Below are 18,927 nucleotides of genomic sequence, written 5' to 3'. Positions count from 1 at the left end.
CCTTTCTGAGTATTCGACAACATGGCCAAGATCCTGATCACCGGCGGTAACCCGCTCGTGGGTGATGTGAGCATTTCCGGTGCGAAGAACGCCGTACTCCCCATTCTCGCTTCCTGCCTGCTTGCCGACGAACCGGTAAGCATCGGCAACGTGCCGCACCTGCACGACGTCACCACCTTCATCGAACTGCTCGGCCGTATGGGCGTTCGCGTGGTGCTGGACGATCGCATGAAAATGCACATCGATCCGCGCCCGGAAAATTCCTGCGTGGCGCCGTACGAACTGGTTCGCACCATGCGGGCCTCGATCCTCGTGCTTGGCCCCCTGGTGGCGCGCTATGGCAAGGCCGAGGTTTCGCTGCCCGGCGGTTGCGCGATCGGCTCGCGCCCGGTAGACCAGCACATCCGCGGACTCCAGGCGCTCGGCGCCGAGATCACCGTGGAGAACGGCTTCATCAAGGCGAAGGCCGGCCGCCTGAAGGGTGCCCGCATCGTCATGGACATGGTCACCGTCACCGGTACCGAGAACATCCTGATGGCCGCCACCCTGGCCTCGGGCACCACGATCATCGAGAACGCCGCGCAGGAGCCCGAGGTGGTCGATCTCGCCCACTGCCTGCTCGCCATGGGCGCGAAGATCGACGGCATCGGCACGTCCACGCTTATCGTCGAAGGCGTCGAGCGCCTGCACGGTGCGCACTATGAAGTGCTGCCCGACCGCATCGAAACCGGCACCTTCCTGGTCGGCGCCGCGATGACCGGCGGCAAGGTGCGTGCGCGCGGCGCGCGTTCGGACACCCTGGACGCCGTGCTGCAGAAGCTCGAAGAAGCCGGCGCGCACATCAGCACGGGCAAGGACTGGATCGAGCTCGACATGGGCGGTCGCCGTCCCAAGGCCGTCAATCTGGTCACCGCACCGTACCCGGCGTTCCCGACCGACATGCAGGCGCAGTTCACCGCGCTCAACTGCATCGCCGAAGGCGTGGGCGTGATCACCGAGACGGTGTTCGAGAACCGCTTCATGCATGCGCTGGAACTGCAGCGCCTGGGTGCGGACATTCGCCTCGAAGGCAACACGGCCATCATCGCCGGCGTGCCGAAGATGAGTGGCGCACCGATCATGGCGACCGACCTGCGTGCCTCGGCGTGCCTGGTGCTCGCTGGCCTGGTCGCCGAAGGCGATACCACGGTCGACCGCGTGTACCACATCGATCGCGGCTACGAGAATATCGAAGAGAAGCTGGGCGTGCTCGGCGCGACGATCCGTCGCCTGCCGGGCTGAAAGAAAGGCCGTTGTGGGAGCCGGCTATTGCCGGCGATTGTGGGAGCCGCTTCAGCGGCTGTGGGAGCCGCTTCAGCGGCGATCCCGCGGCAGCGGGCCAGATTACCGCCAGCACCCAATCGCCGCTGAAGCGGCTCCCACAAGGAGCCGCCATGCCGCCGCTGGTCAGCGTTAGTTGCCCTTGAAGCTGACGAGCTCCAGGGTCAGGTCACCGCCATCCTTCTGCGCGAGCTTTACCGGTACCGGATATTTCGTCGGCACGTACCACGCGCTGAAACTGGCGGCTTCGTCGGCGCGGTCCACGCGTTGGGCGTCGAACGAGCCGGCGGGAACAGTGACCTTCTCCTTGCCCGACACCTTGAACGACTGGTTCTCCACGGCCTGCTTCACAGCGACGGGGAAGGTGACCTGCTGCTGGCCTGCGGCCAGCGCGACACCGAGCGCGAGCGGCAGCGTATTGCGCTCCACCATGTTCGGCACCGCCGCATAGCTATAGCTCTTCTTGGTGTCCTGCACCTGCACGGTGTTGCCGTGGATGGTCAGGTCACGTGTCTTGCTCTTGAACGAAGAGTCGAGCTGGTAGTGGTAGCTGATCGCCGCCGGCACCTTGCCGGACCAGGCGAACTGCGAGACCTCCACCACATTGGCGCCGGCGATCGCCGCGAGGCCGCCGGTACCCTTGGTCTGGTTGCTGTACTCGTACTTGCCGCCACCGATGGACTTCAGGGTGATGGTCGCGTCGCCGAGCGGATCGCCGCCCTGGAGCACGTGATATGTCGCGGTGAAGGACTGCGGTACGTCCGCGGCAAACGCGGCGACAGGCAGGGCGAGGGCCAGCGCAAAGCCGGCGCGGAGCAGGGGGGTGGTCTTCATGCCGCCGAGTTTAACGGCGGCGCCTGAATGTGGGGCAATGGGGACATGTGGGAGGAGACATACGGGAGGGGACATGTGGGAGGAGACATGTGGGAGGAGACATGTGGGAGGAGACATGTGGGAGCCGCTTCAGCGGCGAAAAGCCGACGGAGCGGTGATGCTGCCCGACCTATCTGCAATCTGGCAATCGCCGCTGAAGCGGCTCCCACAAGGGGCGGCTCCCACAAGGGGCGGTTCCCACAAGGGGCGGTTCCCACAAGGGGCGGTTCCCACAGGCGCCGGGCGATTACAGGAGCTGGTTGATATCGAGGGGGCTGGTCAGCGGCAGGCCGTCGAAGACGGCCCCGTCTTCCCAGCGCAGCCGACCGCTGGCGATCGCGCCCACGACGGCGGGCAACAGCCGGTGCTCTTCGACCAGCAGCCGTGTGGCCAGCGAAGCTTCGGTGTCTTCAGGCCGCACGGCAATACGTGCCTGTGCCACAACCGGGCCGCCATCCAGTTCCGCCGTGACGAAATGCACGCTGGCACCGTGTTCGGCGTCGCCGGCTTCGAGGCAGCGGCGATGCGTGTGCAGTCCGCGATACTTAGGCAGCAGCGACGGATGCACATTGATGGCGCGGCCTTCCCAGTCGGCCACGACGCTCGCGTCGATGATCCGCATGAAGCCGGCCAGCACCAGCAGGTCCGCACCCGCGTCCGCTACCCGTCCGAATAGTGCGCGATCGAAATCGGCACGCGTGGCGTAGTCGCGGGGGCTCAGCGCAACCGTCGGAATGCCTGCCTCGGCTGCGATCGTCAGGGCGCCGGCCGAGGCCTTGTCGCTGCCGACCAGCACGAATTCGATGGGCAGCCGCGCGGCGATGAGCGCGGCGAGGTTACTGCCGCGCCCCGAAGCGAGCGCGGCGACACGCAAGGGTCGATCCACGGAACGGATCAGGCGATGTGGACGCGCTCGTCACCGCTGGCGGCGACGACCGAGCCGATCGCCCAGGAGGCGAGACCGTGAGCAGCGAGTGCGGCCCTGGCGGCGTCCACCTGCGTCGGCGCCAGCAGCACGGTGAAGCCGATGCCGCAGTTGAAGGTGCGCCACATTTCTTCGCGGGCGACGTTGCCTTCGCGCTGCAGCCACTGGAACACCGGCGGCAGTTCCCACGAGGATGCGTCGATGCTCAGGCCGAGGCCATCGGGCACCACGCGGATGATGTTTTCCTTGAGGCCACCGCCGGTGACATGGGCCATGCCGTGCACGTCCACCCGGGTCAAAAGGTCGAGGATCGGCTTCACATAGATGGTGGTGGGCGCCATCAGCGCGTCGCCCAGCTTCACGCCACCCAGATCCAGGTCGAGCGGCGAGCCGGCGCGCTCGAGGATCTTGCGGATGAGCGAATACCCGTTGGAGTGCGGGCCGGAGGCCGCCACGCCGAGGATGACGTCGCCGGCGACGATCTTCGAACCATCGTTCATCGCGGACTTTTCCACCGCGCCGACGGTAAAACCGGCGAGGTCATACTCGCCCGGCGGGTACATGTCGGGCATTTCCGCGGTCTCGCCGCCGATCAGGGCGCAACCGGCCAGCTCACAGCCACGGGCGATACCGCTGATGACCGACGCGGCCGTGTCGACATCGAGCTTGCCGGTGGCGAAATAGTCGAGGAAGAACAGCGGCTCCGCGCCCTGGACGAGCACGTCGTTGACGCACATACCGACCAGGTCGATGCCGATCGTGTCGTGCCGGCCCAGGTGCTGGGCCAGTTTGAGCTTGGTGCCCACGCCGTCGGTGCCCGACACCAGTACCGGCTCCTTGTAACGGCCGGAGAGGTCGAACAGGCCGCCGAAGCCACCGAGCCCGCCCATGACTTCAGGGCGGAAGGTCCGCTTGACCATGGGCTTGATGCGTTCGACGAGGGCGTTGCCAGCGTCGATGTCGACGCCCGCGTCGCGGTAGGTAAGAGAGCCCTGGTCGGAGGACATAAGCGATTCCGGCGCGTATTGGAAACCGTGCATGATAACAGCAAGCGACCTCGCGGCCTGCCCTGCACGCGGTCTGGATGGACGGCATGGCAAGGTTTGGGCAGACTCCCCGTCTTCATAAAGCGACGCCAAAATCATGCGCCCAGCCCGTTTCCTCGCCTTCCTGATGCTTTTCCTGCTGTCCTTCGTCGGCACGGCGGCGGCGCAGACCGCGATCTACACGGTAACGGTGCCGGTAGCCGATACCAGCGCCGCGGTGCGCGACCAGGCTTTCGCCAACGGCCTGACCCAGGTGCTCGCCCGCGCCTCGAACGGCGCGGATCCGCGCTCGAAGCCGGGCTACGCCGAGGCCATGAAGCAGCCCGGCGGTCTGGTCCAGCAGTACCAGTACGCACGGACCGGCGGGGCCAACGGTGCGCCATTGAGCCTGGATATCGTGTTCGACCCCGGCGCGATCCGCCGCGTGCTGGCTGTCGGCGACGCCGCCGCGGCCGCGCCGAAGCCGCCGGTGCTGGTGATTGCCCACGACGCCAGCGGCAAGCTGCTTGGGCAGCAGGACCTTCTCCCGCTATCGCAGATGGCCGATACCCGCGGCTACCAGACCGTCTTGCCGAAGCTGGATTCCACCGTCGATGCGAATGCCATCGCCGGCGGCGACGCCGCCGCGATCGCCACCGTGGCCCGCCAGTACAACACCGCCGTGATCCTGATCGGCAAGGTCGGCGGCGACCAGACCGACTGGACCCTGGTGTCGGCGGGACGCACGTCCAACTGGAAGGACAGTGGCGAGGCCCGCGCCGCGCTGCTCTCCAATGGCGCCAACGCCATGGCCGACAAGCTCGACCGCCAGTTCACGGCGGCCCAGGGCGGCAGTTCCAGCGGTAAGGTGTGGGTTTCCGGGATGCGCTCGGCGGCCGACTATGCTGGCCTGCTCTCGACGTTCCAGAATGATCCCGCAGTGAAGTCGGTAGCCCCGATAAGCGCCACGACCGATGGCGTGCTGCTGAACGTGAGTGCCACCGCTCCACTGGCCCGCCTCATCGCCGGCTACGCCTCCGCTGGCCATGTGCTTGCCGCCGACGCCCACGACGGCGCCGACCTCGCCGTTCGCTGGATCCCCTGATCCGCGACAATGGCGTCACCGCCGCCGCGGGACGATGGCGGCGTCACCTCTATGTCGAAACTGGAATCGCATGACTCACGACACTTCGCGCCGCTGGCAGATGCTTGCGATCGCCGCCGTCATCATCTTCGTGATCTGGCTGCTTGCGCCGGTGCTCATGCCGTTCGCCGTCGCCGCGATGCTTGCCTACCTGGGTGACCCGCTGGCGGATCGCCTGCAGCGCCTGGGCATGGGTCGGTCGTGGGCGGTGAGCATCGTCTTCACCGTCATCGCGCTGATCGTCGTCGGCACGCTGCTCCTGCTGGTCCCACTTATCCAGCACCAGTTCGAGAACCTTGCCGAGAACCTGCCGCGCTACGTTGAATGGGCGCGGAGTACGGCACTGCCGTGGATCCAGCAGCGCCTGCACCTGGACGCCGATGTCTTCGACAGCGATCGCCTGATCGCGACCATCAAGGAACATATCGGCTCGGTCAGCAGCGTGCTGGCGACGGCGGTGGCGAAGGTGTCGCAGTCCGGCATGGGCATCGTCATGTGGCTGACCAACCTCGTGCTGATTCCGGTGGTCGCGTTCTATCTGCTGCGCGACTGGGACACGATGATCGCGCACATCCAGCGCCTGCTGCCGCGTTCCATCGAGCCGACCGTGGTGCGCCTGTCGCGCGAATCGGACCAGGTGCTCGGCGCCTTCGTCCGCGGCCAGTTGCTGGTGATGCTGGCGCTTGGCCTCTTCTACGGCATCGGCCTCACGCTGTGCGGCATCTCGATCGGCCCGCTGATCGGCATGGTCGCCGGCCTGCTCAGCTTCGTGCCCTACCTGGGCTTCATGATCGGCTTCGTCGCTGCGTTGATCGCCGCACTGGTGCAGTACGGCGACTGGACGCACGTGATCCTGGTGGCAGTGGTGTTCACCGTCGGCCAGCTGCTCGAGGGCTACGTGCTGGTGCCTCGCCTGGTCGGCGGCAAGATCGGCCTGCATCCGGTGGCAGTGATTTTCGCCGTGTTGGCCGGTGGCCACCTGTTCGGCTTCCTTGGCGTGCTGCTGGCGCTGCCGGCCGCCTCGGTCGTGGTGGTGTTGATGCGCTACGTGTTCGCACGTTATCGCGAGAGCGATCTGTACATGGAGCCGGCGGCCACGGCGGAGCCGGAACGGATCGACGTGGACGTGGATGTGGATGTCAACGTGACGCCGGCTCGACCCACGATTCCGGGTGACGGCGGTCCATGACGACCCAGCTTCCTCTCGCTCTGCGCTGGCCACGTCGTCAGCGGTTCGAGCATTTTCATGCTGGTGAGAACGCGGTCGCGGTCGAAGCGGTGCAAGCCGCCGCGGTCGATCCGGCAGCGCCCTGGGTTTTCGTTGCCGGGCCTGTCGGTAGCGGTCGCACGCATTTGCTCATCGCCGCGTGCCAGGCGGCGATCGACGCCGGGCGCACGGCGCAGTACCTGCCGCTGGCGGGGTTGCGTGGTTCGCGGGCAGCGGCCATCCGGGGCATGGCTGGCAGCGACGTGCTCGCGATCGACGATGTCGACTCCATCGCCGGTGAGGCCGATGCCGAGCACGCGCTGTTCGACACCTTCAACCGTTATCGCGCGGATGGCTGCACATTGCTGTTTGCCTCGGTGGGCGCGCCGGTGTCGCTGGAAATTGCCTTGCCGGATCTTCGATCGCGTCTGGGCTCGCTAACGCAGGCCCTGCTGAAGCCGCTGGCGGACGTTGAGCGCCGCCAGGTGCTTCGCGATCATGCAGCCGGTCGCGGCATCGAGCTCGACGACACCGTGCTCGATTGGCTGTTTGCACACCACGCACGCGATCTGGGCGCCTTGCTCGACCTGCTCGATACACTCGACCGCGCGTCGCTCGCCGCGCAGCGGCGGGTCACCGTACCGTTCCTGCGCAATCTGCTGAAGAACGACTGAAATTGTGGGGCCGCTTCCGTTGTGGGAGCCGCTTCAGCGGCGATGGGTGCTTACCGTCACCCGGCCCGCTCCGCGGGATCGCCGATGAATCGGCTCCCACAGGTCAGCGGTTGCGGTGGACGGGCACGCTGCGGATCAGTTGCTTCTGCCCGGGGCTGTTCTCACGCACGCCGTACACCCGCAGCACATCCTCGTCGGTGTCGTGTTCGACAATCAGGTAGGTACGCTGCGACGCTGATCCGCTGAGGAAAACCGGCACGCTGCCGATCGTACGGTAGAGGCCCATGTCCTTGTGCAGGTGACCTGCGAAGATGGCTGGGACGTCGGCATTGATGACCAGTCTTGCGAAGTTGCCATCGAAATGATCCGGGTCATGCATATGGATGATGGCGAAGTCGTACTCGCGGTCCTTCCAGTCTCCGAACGTGGGCTTTTCCAGTTTGGTCTCGAGCAGGTTGCGCAGCCAGGGCAGGGGCGACACGAGTTCGTAGCGATTGACGCGAAGCGCCTCCGTCGACTCGAACGTTACCTCGTACAGCGGGGAATAGTTGAGCTGGATGTTCAGTACGCGATCGAGCCCTCGTGCCTTCGTGGCATAAGCGAGGCTACCCTGGTGAAGGGTCTTGAAGACGCCCTGGTTCGCCGAGTAATCGAAGGCGACCTTGCCGGCTTTGTCGGTGACATGCCTGACGAGGTCCTGGATGCTGTCGCGCGTGCAGCCGTTGTTATAGCAGGCGGCGCTGTTGTAGCCGCCCTCCGGCGTGACATTGTTCTTGTAGTCGTGATTGCCCAGCCCCAGGTGCACGTTATCGCCGAGGATGGGAAGGAGCCGCGCCATCACACTACGTTGCCAGCCATGCCCGTGAGCCGTGATGTCGCCGTTGATGAATACGGGAATGTCTTCACCGGGTCGCGCCGCCCGATAAGCCGCGATGCTTGTGTACTGCTCGGTGATGAGCTCTTCGGAACGGCGGTTGCGTTCGCTCTCGGTTTCGGGGATGGATGGCTCTTCCTCCATGCGGTCGGTCCACGGGTACTGGGGATCGGAGGTCACGATCATCGTCCGGACCTCCGCCGTGGTGTTCGCGGCAAAGGCGAGGGCGCCCATGGCGATCGCCAGGGTGAGGGCGCGGTGGGTTAAGGGTTTTCTTGTCACGGCATTTCGTCCTTGTGTCGGTGCGGATGCATGCGAACGTCCGGTTCGCAACGACAGATTAGGCGGACAGCAAGCGGGCGCCTGTAGGCCTATGCCAGGGCGATGTCAGGTCTGAGACCACACGCTTCAGCGCAAAGGCGGTCTTTATTTTTTGGGCGGCCCAACGACAAAGCGCGCGCCCTGTCAGGGACGCGCGCTTTGGTGGTCGATCGTGCGGCGCAATCGCCCATGCAGGCGAACCAATCGCCTACATTGCCTGTCGGATTAAACCCCGAGCAGGCGTGCCGTGGCGTTGGCTTTGATCACCTCGGTCATTGCCTTGGCGACGCTGATGTTGCCGGCGATGATGTTGCCACTCTCCGGCAGGCCTTCACGGCCGGCAAAGTCGCCGTAGATGCCGCCGGCTTCGCGTACGAGCAGGGCGCCCGCCGCGATGTCCCAGATGTTGAGCGCCGGCTCGAAGAAGCCGTCGACGCGACCGGACGCCACGTAAGCCAGGTCCAGTGCCGCCGAGCCCATGCGACGGATGTCTTCGGCCTCGGTGAGCAGCGCGGCTGTCATCGCCAGCTGCGACTCGAGATGGTTGCGGGCGCGGTACGGGTAACCGGTTGCGATCAGTGCGCCGGAGAGGCCTTCACGCTTGCCCACGCGGATGCGGCGATCGTTGAGGTAGGCGCCATCGCCCTTGCTGGCGGTGAAGAGCTCATCGCGCAGGGGGTCGAAGACCACGCCATAGACCGGTTCGCCCTTTTCGACCAAGGCGATGGAGACGCAGAAGTGGGGAATGCCACGCAGGTAGTTGTGCGTGCCATCGAGCGGATCGATGACCCAGGTCAGCGGCCCCTTGCCGATCTGCCCCGATTCCTCACCCAGAATGGCGTGGGTGGGGTAGGCGCGGCGGAGTTCCTTCACGATCTCGGCTTCGGCGAGGCGATCGACCTCGGAAGCGAAGTCCATGCGCTGCTTTTCGACGACCGCGAGGCCTTCGAGGCGATTCATGTAGCGCAGGATGATGTTTCCTGCGGAGCGCGCGGCGCGCGCCGCAACGTTGACGGCGGGTCTGGGCATGGGGATCGACTTGGTAAAAGAACAGGTGAGCGCGGTCGGGCCGCGTCGGTCGGGCAGTTTAACACCGCCTTGCGGCTCACCCAAGTCATTGCCGTTGTAGACTTTCCGGTCCTCCCGTTCAGCCTCCCGATGCCATGGCCCTTTCCGAGCTCAACGACCGCCTCCGTTTCGTCCTCGTCCGCACCTCGCATTCGGGCAACATCGGCTCGGCGGCGCGCGCCATGCGCACCATGGGCTTCGACCAGCTGACCCTGGTGGCGCCCCATCGCTTCCCCGACCCGGAGGCCACGGCGCTGGCGGCTGGCGCGGACGATGTGCTCGGTAAAGCGTCCATCCAGGACGATCTGGTGGCCGGCCTGACCGGCACGACCTTTGCCCTGGGCCTCTCGGCGCGTCGGCGGGGGGTGAACATCCCCGAGCTGGATCCCCGCGAGGGCGTGGCCCAGGCCCTTGCCGCTGCCCGTCGGGGCGAACAGGTCGCCCTGGTCTTCGGTAACGAACGCACCGGCCTGGAGAACGATGAGCTCTCCCGCTGCCACGCCATGATCCGCATCCCGAGCGTGGACGACTTCAGCTCACTGAACCTGTCCCAGGCGGTGCAGGTCGTTGCCTACGAGTTGCGCTCCGCTCTCCTGGCCGACGAGGCGAAGGATGTGGCGAGAGTCCCGGAGGCTGTTCTCGACCCGGACGAAGTTCCCGCGGACGCCGAGCAGCTCGAGCGATTCTTCACCCACCTGGGCCAGACCCTCGACGACATCGAGTTCCACAAGGGCCGGTCGCCGGTCACCATCATGCTGAAGCTGCGCAAGCTCTTCCTTCGCGCCCGCCCGGAACTGCGCGAACTCCGCATCCTCCACGGCATCCTCGCCGACGCCCAGCGCATGGCTGAAATCGCCCACAAGAAAGATTGATCGGACAGCTCGCTTCGCGAGCTCCTGTTTCCATGGTGGGAGCCGATTCATCGGCGAAAGGCCGTTCGCGTCGCGCCCCATGTATCCGGCGGCTTGCGCCGCCACATGCTGTTTCGGCGTTGGAGCCGCGAGCGGCAAGGCCCTTGGGGCCGCGGGCGCAGCTCTTGTAGGAGCCGGCTGCGCCGGCGAACCCTCAGCGGTGATGTCGCGAACGAGGCGTTGCATTGCATCGTGCAGGCGGTTCAACCGCTCGCCCCATCATCGCAAGGCCTCGTTCGCATACCCGATAGCCTGAGGGTTCGCCGCTGAAGCGGCTCCTACGGATGCGAGGCGCAGCGGCTATCCGCAGCTACTGCTCCTGCACGAGCGCCTCGTTCTCGCCGACCACGCTGACCAGAAGCTTGTCGATGCGGGCGCCGTCCATGTCCAGCACTTCGAAACGGATACCCTGCCAGACGAAGGACTCGCCGGCATGCGGTATGTGTCCGAAGTTGGTCGTTACCATGCCCGCGGCCGTCCGGAAGTCGTGCTCTTCCTCGTTGGGCAGGCGGTCGATCTGCAACAGTTCGCGCAGGTCGTCGGCTGGCAGTGCGCCATCGACGAGCCAGCTGCCGTCCTCGCGACGGACGATGGGGCCGTCGTGCGTGGTGGTGTCGGTGGAGGGCGCAGTGGCACCGACCACGGCCGAGAGCAGGTCGTTGAGGGTGACCAGGCCTTCGATGTCACCGTACTCGTCCACGGCCAGGGCAAGCTGGGTGTCGGCATCACGGAAGGATTCGAGCAGATCCAGGGCGCGCGCGGTCGCCGGCACGAAAAGCGGGCGGGAGATGTGCTTGAACAGGTCCACCTCGCCCCGTTGCAGGGAGCCGAACAGCGATTTCACTTCGACGGTGCCGATGACCTCGCTCTCGTCGCGGCGATAGACCGGGTAGCGCGAGAACGGCGTCTCGCGCAGTACCTCGAGGTTGTCCTCCTGCGACGCATTCGTGTCGAGCCAGGCGATCTTCATCCGTGGGGTCATCACTGAGCCCACGGTACGGTCGCCGAGGCGAAGCACGCGGTTGACCATGTTGCGTTCGTCGAGGTCGAGGATGCCTTGCTCGGCGCTTTCCGCCACGAGCAGGCGGATCTCTTCTTCCGTGGCCGCCGAGGCATCGCCGCGGCGCAGGCGGAGCACGTGCAGGATGCCGCTGGAGAGATGGTTGAGCAGCCAGACCATCGGCAGGGTGATCCGCGAGATGACCAGCATGGGCACGGCGATCTGCGAGGCGATGCGTTCGGGCGCGGTCAGTGCGGCGCGTTTGGGTACCAGTTCGCCAATGACGATCTGGACCAGCGACATCAGCAGGAAGCCGAGCAGCCAGCCGATGATCTTCGCGTAGGGCTCCAGCCAGGCGGGCTCGCCGTCGTGGAGCAGGGCGGTGAACTGCGCGCCGAGCGTGTCACCTGCCACGGCGCCGGTGACCAGGATGATCAGGGTCATGCCGACCTGCACGGTCGACAGGAAGCGCTCCGGCGACTCGGCCAGGCGCAGGGCCACGCCGGCCCGGCGACTGGTGCGGGCCATCTGTTTCAGGCGGCTCTTGCGCGAGGCGACGACGGACATCTCGGACAGCGCGAAGAAGGCGTTGCCGAGGGAAAGGACGAGGACGAGCAGGATTTCGGAGAGCATTGGGGGGATATATATCAGACCGGGGGGGATTGGGGGTTTGGGGATCGTGGCGTTGCGGCGTCGCCGCTCCGTTGGCTTTTCGCCGATGAATCGGCTCCCACATGTCCTGATCGCCGATGAATCGGCTCCCACATGTCCTGATCGCCGATGAATCGGTCTCTTCCGGTAACATTGCGGTCACAAATCCCCCAGGTTCCTCCAGGCGACCCCATGTTTTCACTCCAGACGATGTTCGGTAAGGGCGACAAGTTCTATGGCCTGCTCGAGGCCAGCGCGGAAGCCGCCCGCGAAAGCGCCAAGGCGATGCATGAGCTGGTCACCCAGGCCGACCGTAACCCCGTGATGGCCGCCTTCAGCACGGCCCGGGCCCGGGAGAAGGCCTTGCACGGCCAGATCGGCGAAGAGCTGGTCAACACCTTCGTGACCGCCCTGGATCGCGAAGACATCGAAGCGCTGAACTCCGCGCTGTACAAGATTCCCAAGACCATCGAGAAGTTCGCCGAGCGCTACGTGATCGTCGCCGAGCGGCTCCAGGGCATCGACTTCAGTCAGCGCGCGGCCCTGCTGGAGCGTTCGGCCGAGGTGGTGGTCGCCATGATTGGCCAGCTGCGCCACGGCCTGAAGATCGACCCGGTGAAAAAGCTGCGTGACCAGCTGCAGGCGCTGGAGTCCGAGGCCGACCGCCTCTTGCTCGATCCCTACCGTACGCTCTACGCCGAAGCTTCCGATCCGCTGCGCGCCATCCTCGCCAAGGATCTGTTCGAGCTGGTGGAAAAGGCGGTGGACAAGTGCCGCGATGTCGGCAACGTCGTCTATTCCATCGTGCTCAAGAACTCCTGAGGGCGGCCGTCCCATGAGCATGGTCATCGCGGTCGTCCTGATCGCCCTCGCGTTCACCTATATCAACGGTTTCCACGACACGGCGAACTCTATCGCCACCGTGGTCGCGACCAAGGTTCTCACCCCGGGGCAGGCCGTTCTGCTGGCCGCGGTCACCAACCTGGCGGGTGCGCTGTGGGGAACCGCCGTCGCAGCGACGATCGCCTCCGGGCTGATCGACACTGGTGTGGTGGACGTGGGCTCGCAGCTGCTGATCAGCGCACTGCTCGGCGCCACCATCTGGAACCTCATCACCTGGTGGATGGGCCTGCCCTCCAGCTCCAGCCACGCCCTCGTCGGTGGCCTCTGCGGCGCGGCCCTCGCTGCCTCGGACGGCAACCTCCACTCGATCATCTGGTGGCAGGGCGGGGCACACTGGTGGCTGGGCAAGGGCGTCATGCCCAAGGTCATCCTGCCGATGATCGTCTCGCCCTTCCTCGGCTTCGTCATCGGCTACCTCCTGATGGGCGGTCTGTACGCGTTGCTCGGCTTCTTCTCGAGCCGCAAGGGCCCACTGCGCCGTTTCGGCCGCACGCCCTTCGTCAACAGCTTCTTCGGCAAGGCGCAGATCGTCTCGGCCAGCGCGATGGGCCTGTCCCACGGCATGAACGACGCGCAGAAAAGCATGGGCATCATCGCCCTGGCCCTGGCCGGTGCGACGGCGGCCGGTCACTTCGACCACCTGCCGACGATCCTGCACTTCCTGCGTATTCCGCACGATCCGGCGGCGCCGGGTGGATTCCCGATCCCGGTCTGGGTCAAGGTGGTTTGCGCCCTGACCATGGCTGCGGGCACCGCGGGCGGTGGCTGGCGCATCATCAAGACGCTGGGTCACAAGATGGTCAAGCTGCATCCGATCAACGGCTTCGCGGCTGAAGGCAGTTCGGCCGCGGTGATCCTCACCGCATCCATGCTCGGCGTGCCGGTGTCGACCACGCACAACGTGTCGGCGTCGATCATGGGCGTGGGCGCGGCAAAGCGCTGGAACGCCATCCGTTGGTCCGTGGTGGAGCGGATGGTCTGGGCCTGGATCCTGACCCTGCCGATTACGGCGGGTATCGGCTACGGCCTGGTCAAGCTCAGCCGGCTGTTCCTCTGACTCAGAGGGCGTCGGCTTCGCCGTTGACGACTTGCTCGAGCTGGTCGCCGGTCGCGCCCAGTTCTTCGATCAGGCGAGTGAGTTCACTCTCGTCCAGGTAGTCATACGGGCGGTTCTCGCACAGGTGCAGGTAGGGCGAGCCGTCGAGGTCCGCCTCGGCCAGGTATCCCGTGCGCTGCTCCCAGTTGAAACGAAGGCAGCGCCGCGCGTCGACGCCGGCCAGTGGGCCGATCGGGGTGGACAGGCGCAGGAAGCGGAGGCCTTCGGAATCTTCCAGCTCGGCCAGGTAGATACCCTGGTGGCGTCCGTCGGGCAGCTCCAGGTCGAAGCTGATCACATAAGGCTCATTCTGGCGGAGCTTGTGGACGCCGCCGACATGGGAGCGGATTGCCTCGAAGTGTCGCATGGCCGTGGGTAAGGTCCGTCACTGGGGAGGGTCGATGGTACGCTCCCTGCCGTTTCCAGACATGCACGAAACGACCATGACGGATGAACTCGACAACGACGAGGCCCGCGCGCTCCGCGCGACACGGATCATCGACGCGGTGGCGGCGATTCCCCGCGGCCGTGTCGCCAGCTACGGTGCCATCGCCGCGCGCGCCGGCTACCCCGGACGCGCCCGGCTTATCGGCCGGGTGCTCGGCGATGCGCCCAACCGCCTCGACCTTCCCTGGCACCGCGTGCTCCGGGCCGACGGACGGATTGGCATACCGGCGGGGACGCAGGGTTTTCGTGAGCAGTGCCGGCGGCTCAAGGCCGAAGGAGTCACCGTGAAGGATGGTCGCGTGCCGATGAGCGCTTTTGGTCTTGACCACGACCTGGACCGGGCCATCTGGGGCTGACGCGCAGGTCGCCTCAGCGGTAGGTGATGTCGACCACCTGCCAGTCGGCGGAACGGTCCCTCTGCAGTGCATAGGCCAACAGCGAGGCGCGAATCTGGCGCCGTGCCGACGTCATGTCGAGCGAGCGGACGACGGCATCTACCCGTCGCCCGGGCGGACAATCGAGCGTGTTGCCGCGAACGGGGCAGCCCTGCTCGATAATGCTGCCTGCGAAGACGATACGGCCGCCTTCCGCGTGGACCCAAGGGGCGCCTGCGATAAGGCAGCAGGCAAGACAGGAAACGGCGAGACATCGAATCTGCATGGGCCTTCTCCACCGAAGGACACGAACGGCCGATGGGCCGCGGATGCTGGCCCGGCTCCATTACCTGCTCCCTCGCCGTGAAAGAACATCGCTTTCATCCCAAATCGGAGTGAGCCCACAGCCCGTTCAGCTGCCAGCGCATAACGGATCAAAGCGCCGGTTTGTTAGCATGGCCGCATGCAGTCCCAGGCCCACGACCTCCTTCATTCCGTTTTTGGTTACCCCGAGTTCCGCGGCCAGCAGCAGGCCATCGTCGAGGAGGTCGCCAACGGCGGCGACGCCCTCGTCCTGATGCCTACGGGTGGCGGCAAGTCGTTGTGTTTCCAGATTCCCGCGCTGATGCGCCATGGCACGGGCATCGTCGTCTCGCCACTCATCGCCCTCATGCAAGACCAGGTCGACGCGCTGACCGAGGCCGGCGTCCGCGCCCGTTACCTCAACTCCAGCCTCGACTCGGCCACCCAGCGCGAGGTGGAAGAGTTGCTCCTCGCCGGCGACCTGGACATGCTCTATGTCGCGCCGGAACGTCTCCTCACCGGCCGCTTCCTCGGCTTGCTCGACCGCATCCCGATCGCCTTGTTCGCTATCGACGAGGCACACTGCGTCTCTCAGTGGGGTCACGACTTTCGCCCCGAATACCGCGAACTGGCGATCCTCCACGAGCGCTTTCCCGAAGTACCGCGTATTGCCCTCACCGCCACGGCGGACGACCGAACGCGCGAGGAAATCGTTGAAAGGCTCGGCCTACACGCTGCCCGCCGCTTCGTCTCCAGCTTCGACCGTCCCAACATTCGCTATCGCGTCGCACCGCGGCAGAACGCACGGCGGCAGCTGCTGGACTTTCTCGACGCGCATCGCGGCGAAGCCGGCATCGTCTATTGCCTGAGCCGCCGCAAGGTGGACGAAACGGCAGCGTGGCTGGTCGAGGCAGGCGTCGAAGCCTTGCCGTACCACGCCGGTCTCGATGGCGACATGCGCACGCGACACCAGCAGCGCTTCCTTCGTGAGGATGCCGTGGTGATGGTGGCCACCGTTGCCTTCGGCATGGGCATCGACAAGCCCGACGTGCGCTTCGTCGCTCACCTGGACCTTCCACGCAGCATGGAGGGCTATTACCAGGAGACCGGTCGTGCCGGTCGCGACGGACTGCCGGCCGAAGCCTGGATGGTTTACGGCCTGGGTGACGTCGTCACCATGAGCCAGATGATTTCGCAGTCCGAAGCCGGCGACGATCGCAAGCGGATCGAGCGCCTCAAGCTCGACTCCCTGCTCGGCTTTGCCGAGGCCACGCGCTGCCGCCGGCAGCTGTTGCTCGAGGCATTCGCCGAGGTTTATCCGCAACCCTGCGGTAATTGCGATAACTGCCTGGTTCCGCCCACGACATGGGACGCCACCCTTGCCGCACAGAAGGCCATGTCCTGCATCTATCGCAGCGGCCAGCGCTATGGCGCAGGTCACCTCATCGAAATCCTTCGTGGCGAAGCCGGCGAACGCGTGCGCGACCTGCGTCATGACCAGCTCACCGTGTTCGGCGTCGGCGCCGACATGGACGCCACCCAATGGCGGTCGGTGTTTCGCCAGTTGCTGGCGGCCGGCCTGATCGAAGCCGATCCCGAGGGCTACGGCACGCTCCGCCTTTCACCGACCAGCGGCCCGGTACTGAAAAGCGAACGGAAGGTGTGGTTGCGCGAGGATGCGCGTCCGGCCAAGGGTCGTCGCAGCTCGCGGCCATCGCCGGCAACCACGGGTGGGTCGCTTGGCATCGAGGAGATCGAGCAGCCGTTGTGGAGCGAACTGCGTCGCGTGCGCTCGGAGCTCGCCAAACAACATGGCGTGCCCGCGTACGTGATCTTCCACGATGCCACCCTGCTGGCCATGCTACGCGCGCTGCCGGCCAACGAAGACGAACTCGGTTCGATCAGCGGCGTTGGCGAGAATAAGCTCAAGCGCTACGGCAAGGATTTCCTCGCCGTGCTGACGGCGAGCGGCGCCTGAGCATATCCTCAGACGTACCGGGCTGTGAATGTAGGAGCCGCTTCAGCGGCGATAGCCAACGAAGCGGTTTAGCCGGCGCCCCCATCGCCGGCATAGCCGGCTCCTACACACATGTTGTATAGGACATCCCATGCACGACGCCACGCCACTCATCGCCACCATCGTCGGTGGACTCGTCCTCGCTTTCATCTTCGGCGCCATTGCCAATCGCCTTCGGCTGCCGGTCCTCGCCGGCTATCTCGTCGCCGGTGTCGTGGCCGGGCCCTTCACTCCGGGTTACGTCGCCGACGCGGGTATCGCCCAGGAGCTGGCCGACCTCGGCGTCATCCTGCTGATGTTTGGTGTGGGTCTGCACTTCTCCTTGAAGGACCTGCTCTCGGTCAAGGCCATCTCCATCCCCGGCGCCGCCGTGCAGATGAGTGTCGCCACCGGGCTCGGCATGCTGCTTGGCTGGGGACTGGGCTGGCCCCTCGCGCAGGGCTTCGTGTTCGGGCTTGCGTTATCCGTGGCCAGCACCGTGGTCCTGTTGCGTGCGATGGAAGAGCGCCGCCTGCTCGACAGCGATCGCGGTCGCATCGCGGTCGGCTGGCTGATCGTCGAGGATCTCGCAATGGTCCTGGCGCTGGTCCTGCTGCCGGCGATCGGCGGCTTCCTGGGCTCGGAGAAGGGTGGCGCCGCACCGTCGATGGGTGAACTGTTCGAGACCGTGGCCTGGACCATCGGCAAGGTCGTGGTTTTCGTCGCCCTGATGCTCATTGTCGGCAAGCGTGTCATTCCCTGGACGCTGCAAGCGGTGTCAGCCACCGGTTCGCGCGAACTGTTCCGCCTCGCGGTACTGGCGATGGCCCTGGGTGTCGCCTTCGGCGCCGCCCACCTGTTCGACGTCTCGTTCGAACTGGGCGCGTTCTTCGCCGGCATGATGATGGGCGAATCGAAGCTGTCGCAGCAGGCGGCGGAGGAAACCCTGCCGTTGCGCGACGCCTTCGCCGTGCTGTTCTTCGTTTCGATCGGCATGCTGTTCAACCCGCACGTTCTTGTCGAGCATCCGTGGGTCGTGCTGGCCGCGTGCCTGATCATCATCGTCGGCAAGTCCGCCGCCGCGTTCGTCATTGTGCGGGCCTTCGGTCGACCGGTGAAGACGGCGCTGACCATCGCGACCAGCCTCGCGCAGATCGGCGAGTTTTCCTTCATCCTCGCCGCTCTCGGCGTGTCGGTCGGCCTGATCAACGCCCAGACGCGCGACGTGATCCTCGCCGCAGCCATCGTGTCCATCCTGGTCAATCCGCTGCTCTTCGTGGCGCTGGATCGCTGGATCGCCAAACACGACGCCGATGCACCTGAGCAACATCCGGCGGCGACCGGTGGCCATACGGTGCTGGTCGGTTTCGGCCGCGTCGGTCGCCGCGTGTTCGCCGAGCTACGCGCGGCCGGCGCGCGCGTGCTGGTCATCGAGACCGACGAGGATGCCGTACGCAGCTTGCGCGATTCGGGCGAGGCGGACGTGGTTATCGGTAACGCCGCCGCCGCTCTGGTCCTCGCCGAGGCGAATCTCACCAGTGCGCGGGCGCTGATCGTCGCGGTGCCTGATCCGTTCGAAGCCGGGCAGGTGGTTCGTGCGGCGCGGCAGCTTCGCGCCGATTTGCCCATCGTGGCTCGCGCACACTCGCAGGAGTGCATGGATCACCTCGCCGGCCTCGGAGCCAGCGAAGTCATCTACGGAGAGCAGGAACTTGCGCATAGCCTGTTCGAAGCCGCGCGTGGCGACCGTGCTCCAGCGGCTACGTCAGGTCACTGATCGCTACGCGGTTCTAACGTCCCGGCGGCTACCGTGAA

The 18,927-nt window shown here is 65.8% G+C and carries 18 protein-coding genes; 10 read left to right on the top strand and 8 right to left on the bottom strand.

Annotated features, from left to right (window positions below):
- Positions 1-21: 21 nt before the first annotated feature.
- Entirely contained in the window at positions 22-1,281 is a 1,260-nt protein-coding gene (murA, locus tag C8J98_RS08470; RefSeq protein WP_107912761.1) for a UDP-N-acetylglucosamine 1-carboxyvinyltransferase, read from the top strand.
- A 171-nt stretch (positions 1,282-1,452) separates the two neighbouring features.
- On the opposite strand, the gene C8J98_RS08465 is transcribed toward murA, so the two are convergent.
- The 3 genes from C8J98_RS08465 to purM form a co-directional block, all read right to left on the bottom strand.
- Positions 1,453-2,154 (bottom strand): DUF3108 domain-containing protein, encoded by a 702-nt coding sequence (locus C8J98_RS08465; RefSeq protein ID WP_107912760.1) that lies wholly within the window; start codon positions 2,152-2,154, stop codon positions 1,453-1,455.
- Between the two features lie 286 nt (positions 2,155-2,440).
- The gene (gene purN, locus C8J98_RS08460; RefSeq protein ID WP_107912759.1) at positions 2,441-3,079 is read right to left on the bottom strand and encodes a phosphoribosylglycinamide formyltransferase; all 639 of its coding nucleotides are present in this window, start codon (positions 3,077-3,079) and stop codon (positions 2,441-2,443) included.
- Positions 3,080-3,087: 8 nt separating this feature from the next.
- Positions 3,088-4,125 (bottom strand): phosphoribosylformylglycinamidine cyclo-ligase, encoded by a 1,038-nt coding sequence (purM, locus tag C8J98_RS08455; RefSeq protein WP_107912758.1) that lies wholly within the window; start codon positions 4,123-4,125, stop codon positions 3,088-3,090.
- Positions 4,126-4,261: 136 nt separating this feature from the next.
- On the opposite strand from purM, the gene C8J98_RS08450 reads away from it, so the two are divergent.
- The 3 genes from C8J98_RS08450 to hda all read left to right on the top strand — a co-directional run bounded on the left by C8J98_RS08450 (position 4,262) and on the right by hda (position 7,168).
- On the top strand, positions 4,262-5,248 hold the full coding sequence (locus tag C8J98_RS08450) for a DUF2066 domain-containing protein (protein WP_107912757.1): 987 nt from the start codon (positions 4,262-4,264) through the stop codon (positions 5,246-5,248).
- Positions 5,249-5,318: 70 nt separating this feature from the next.
- Positions 5,319-6,476, top strand: coding sequence for an AI-2E family transporter (locus C8J98_RS08445; RefSeq protein WP_107912756.1), 1,158 nt, complete (start codon positions 5,319-5,321; stop codon positions 6,474-6,476).
- The gene (gene hda / locus C8J98_RS08440; RefSeq protein WP_107912755.1) at positions 6,473-7,168 is read left to right on the top strand and encodes a DnaA regulatory inactivator Hda; all 696 of its coding nucleotides are present in this window, start codon (positions 6,473-6,475) and stop codon (positions 7,166-7,168) included. The genes C8J98_RS08445 and hda overlap by 4 nt, the downstream gene beginning before the upstream one ends.
- Positions 7,169-7,271: 103 nt before the next feature.
- Here hda and C8J98_RS08435 read toward each other — a convergent pair whose 3' ends face one another.
- Together C8J98_RS08435 and C8J98_RS08430 are read right to left on the bottom strand one after the other, a co-directional pair.
- Positions 7,272-8,324 carry a metallophosphoesterase gene (locus C8J98_RS08435; RefSeq protein ID WP_146171600.1) on the bottom strand — a complete coding sequence of 351 codons (1,053 nt, stop codon included), beginning with the start codon at positions 8,322-8,324 and terminating at the stop codon, positions 7,272-7,274.
- 264 nt (positions 8,325-8,588) lie between these two features.
- A complete protein-coding gene (locus tag C8J98_RS08430; protein WP_107912753.1) occupies positions 8,589-9,392 on the bottom strand; it encodes an inositol monophosphatase family protein in 804 nt (267 codons plus the stop codon).
- 134 nt (positions 9,393-9,526) lie between these two features.
- Here C8J98_RS08430 and C8J98_RS08425 point away from each other — a divergent pair, with 134 nt between their 5' ends.
- On the top strand, positions 9,527-10,303 hold the full coding sequence (locus C8J98_RS08425) for an RNA methyltransferase (RefSeq protein WP_107912752.1): 777 nt from the start codon (positions 9,527-9,529) through the stop codon (positions 10,301-10,303).
- A gap of 349 nt (positions 10,304-10,652) precedes the next feature.
- On the opposite strand, the gene C8J98_RS08420 is transcribed toward C8J98_RS08425, so the two are convergent.
- Complete coding sequence (locus C8J98_RS08420; protein ID WP_107912751.1) at positions 10,653-11,975, bottom strand: hemolysin family protein; 1,323 nt, start codon at positions 11,973-11,975, stop codon at positions 10,653-10,655.
- Positions 11,976-12,185: 210 nt separating this feature from the next.
- On the opposite strand from C8J98_RS08420, the gene C8J98_RS08415 reads away from it, so the two are divergent.
- Positions 12,186-12,815, top strand: coding sequence for a pit accessory protein (locus C8J98_RS08415; RefSeq protein ID WP_107912750.1), 630 nt, complete (start codon positions 12,186-12,188; stop codon positions 12,813-12,815).
- A 13-nt stretch (positions 12,816-12,828) separates the two neighbouring features.
- Entirely contained in the window at positions 12,829-13,953 is a 1,125-nt protein-coding gene (locus C8J98_RS08410; protein ID WP_107912749.1) for an inorganic phosphate transporter, read from the top strand.
- A 1-nt stretch (position 13,954) separates the two neighbouring features.
- Here the strand turns inward: C8J98_RS08410 and C8J98_RS08405 are convergent, their stop codons facing one another.
- Positions 13,955-14,359 carry a hypothetical protein gene (locus tag C8J98_RS08405; protein ID WP_107912748.1) on the bottom strand — a complete coding sequence of 135 codons (405 nt, stop codon included), beginning with the start codon at positions 14,357-14,359 and terminating at the stop codon, positions 13,955-13,957.
- A gap of 76 nt (positions 14,360-14,435) precedes the next feature.
- Here C8J98_RS08405 and C8J98_RS08400 point away from each other — a divergent pair, with 76 nt between their 5' ends.
- Positions 14,436-14,795, top strand: a complete 360-nt coding sequence (locus C8J98_RS08400) for an MGMT family protein (protein ID WP_107912747.1) — start codon at positions 14,436-14,438, stop codon at positions 14,793-14,795.
- Positions 14,796-14,808: 13 nt separating this feature from the next.
- Here C8J98_RS08400 and C8J98_RS08395 read toward each other — a convergent pair whose 3' ends face one another.
- The gene (locus C8J98_RS08395; RefSeq protein WP_107912746.1) at positions 14,809-15,099 is read right to left on the bottom strand and encodes a hypothetical protein; all 291 of its coding nucleotides are present in this window, start codon (positions 15,097-15,099) and stop codon (positions 14,809-14,811) included.
- A gap of 177 nt (positions 15,100-15,276) precedes the next feature.
- Between C8J98_RS08395 and recQ the strand changes: the two genes are divergently transcribed.
- Complete coding sequence (recQ, locus tag C8J98_RS08390; protein WP_107912745.1) at positions 15,277-17,094, top strand: DNA helicase RecQ; 1,818 nt, start codon at positions 15,277-15,279, stop codon at positions 17,092-17,094.
- Positions 17,095-17,224: 130 nt separating this feature from the next.
- Complete coding sequence (gene ybaL, locus C8J98_RS08385; RefSeq protein ID WP_107912744.1) at positions 17,225-18,889, top strand: YbaL family putative K(+) efflux transporter; 1,665 nt, start codon at positions 17,225-17,227, stop codon at positions 18,887-18,889.
- The last annotated feature ends 38 nt before the right edge of the window (positions 18,890-18,927 follow it).

The sequence above is a fragment of the Luteibacter sp. OK325 genome (assembly GCF_003050935.1).
GTDB lineage: Bacteria > Pseudomonadota > Gammaproteobacteria > Xanthomonadales > Rhodanobacteraceae > Luteibacter.
This window is presented reverse-complemented; position numbering and strand designations above follow the sequence as displayed.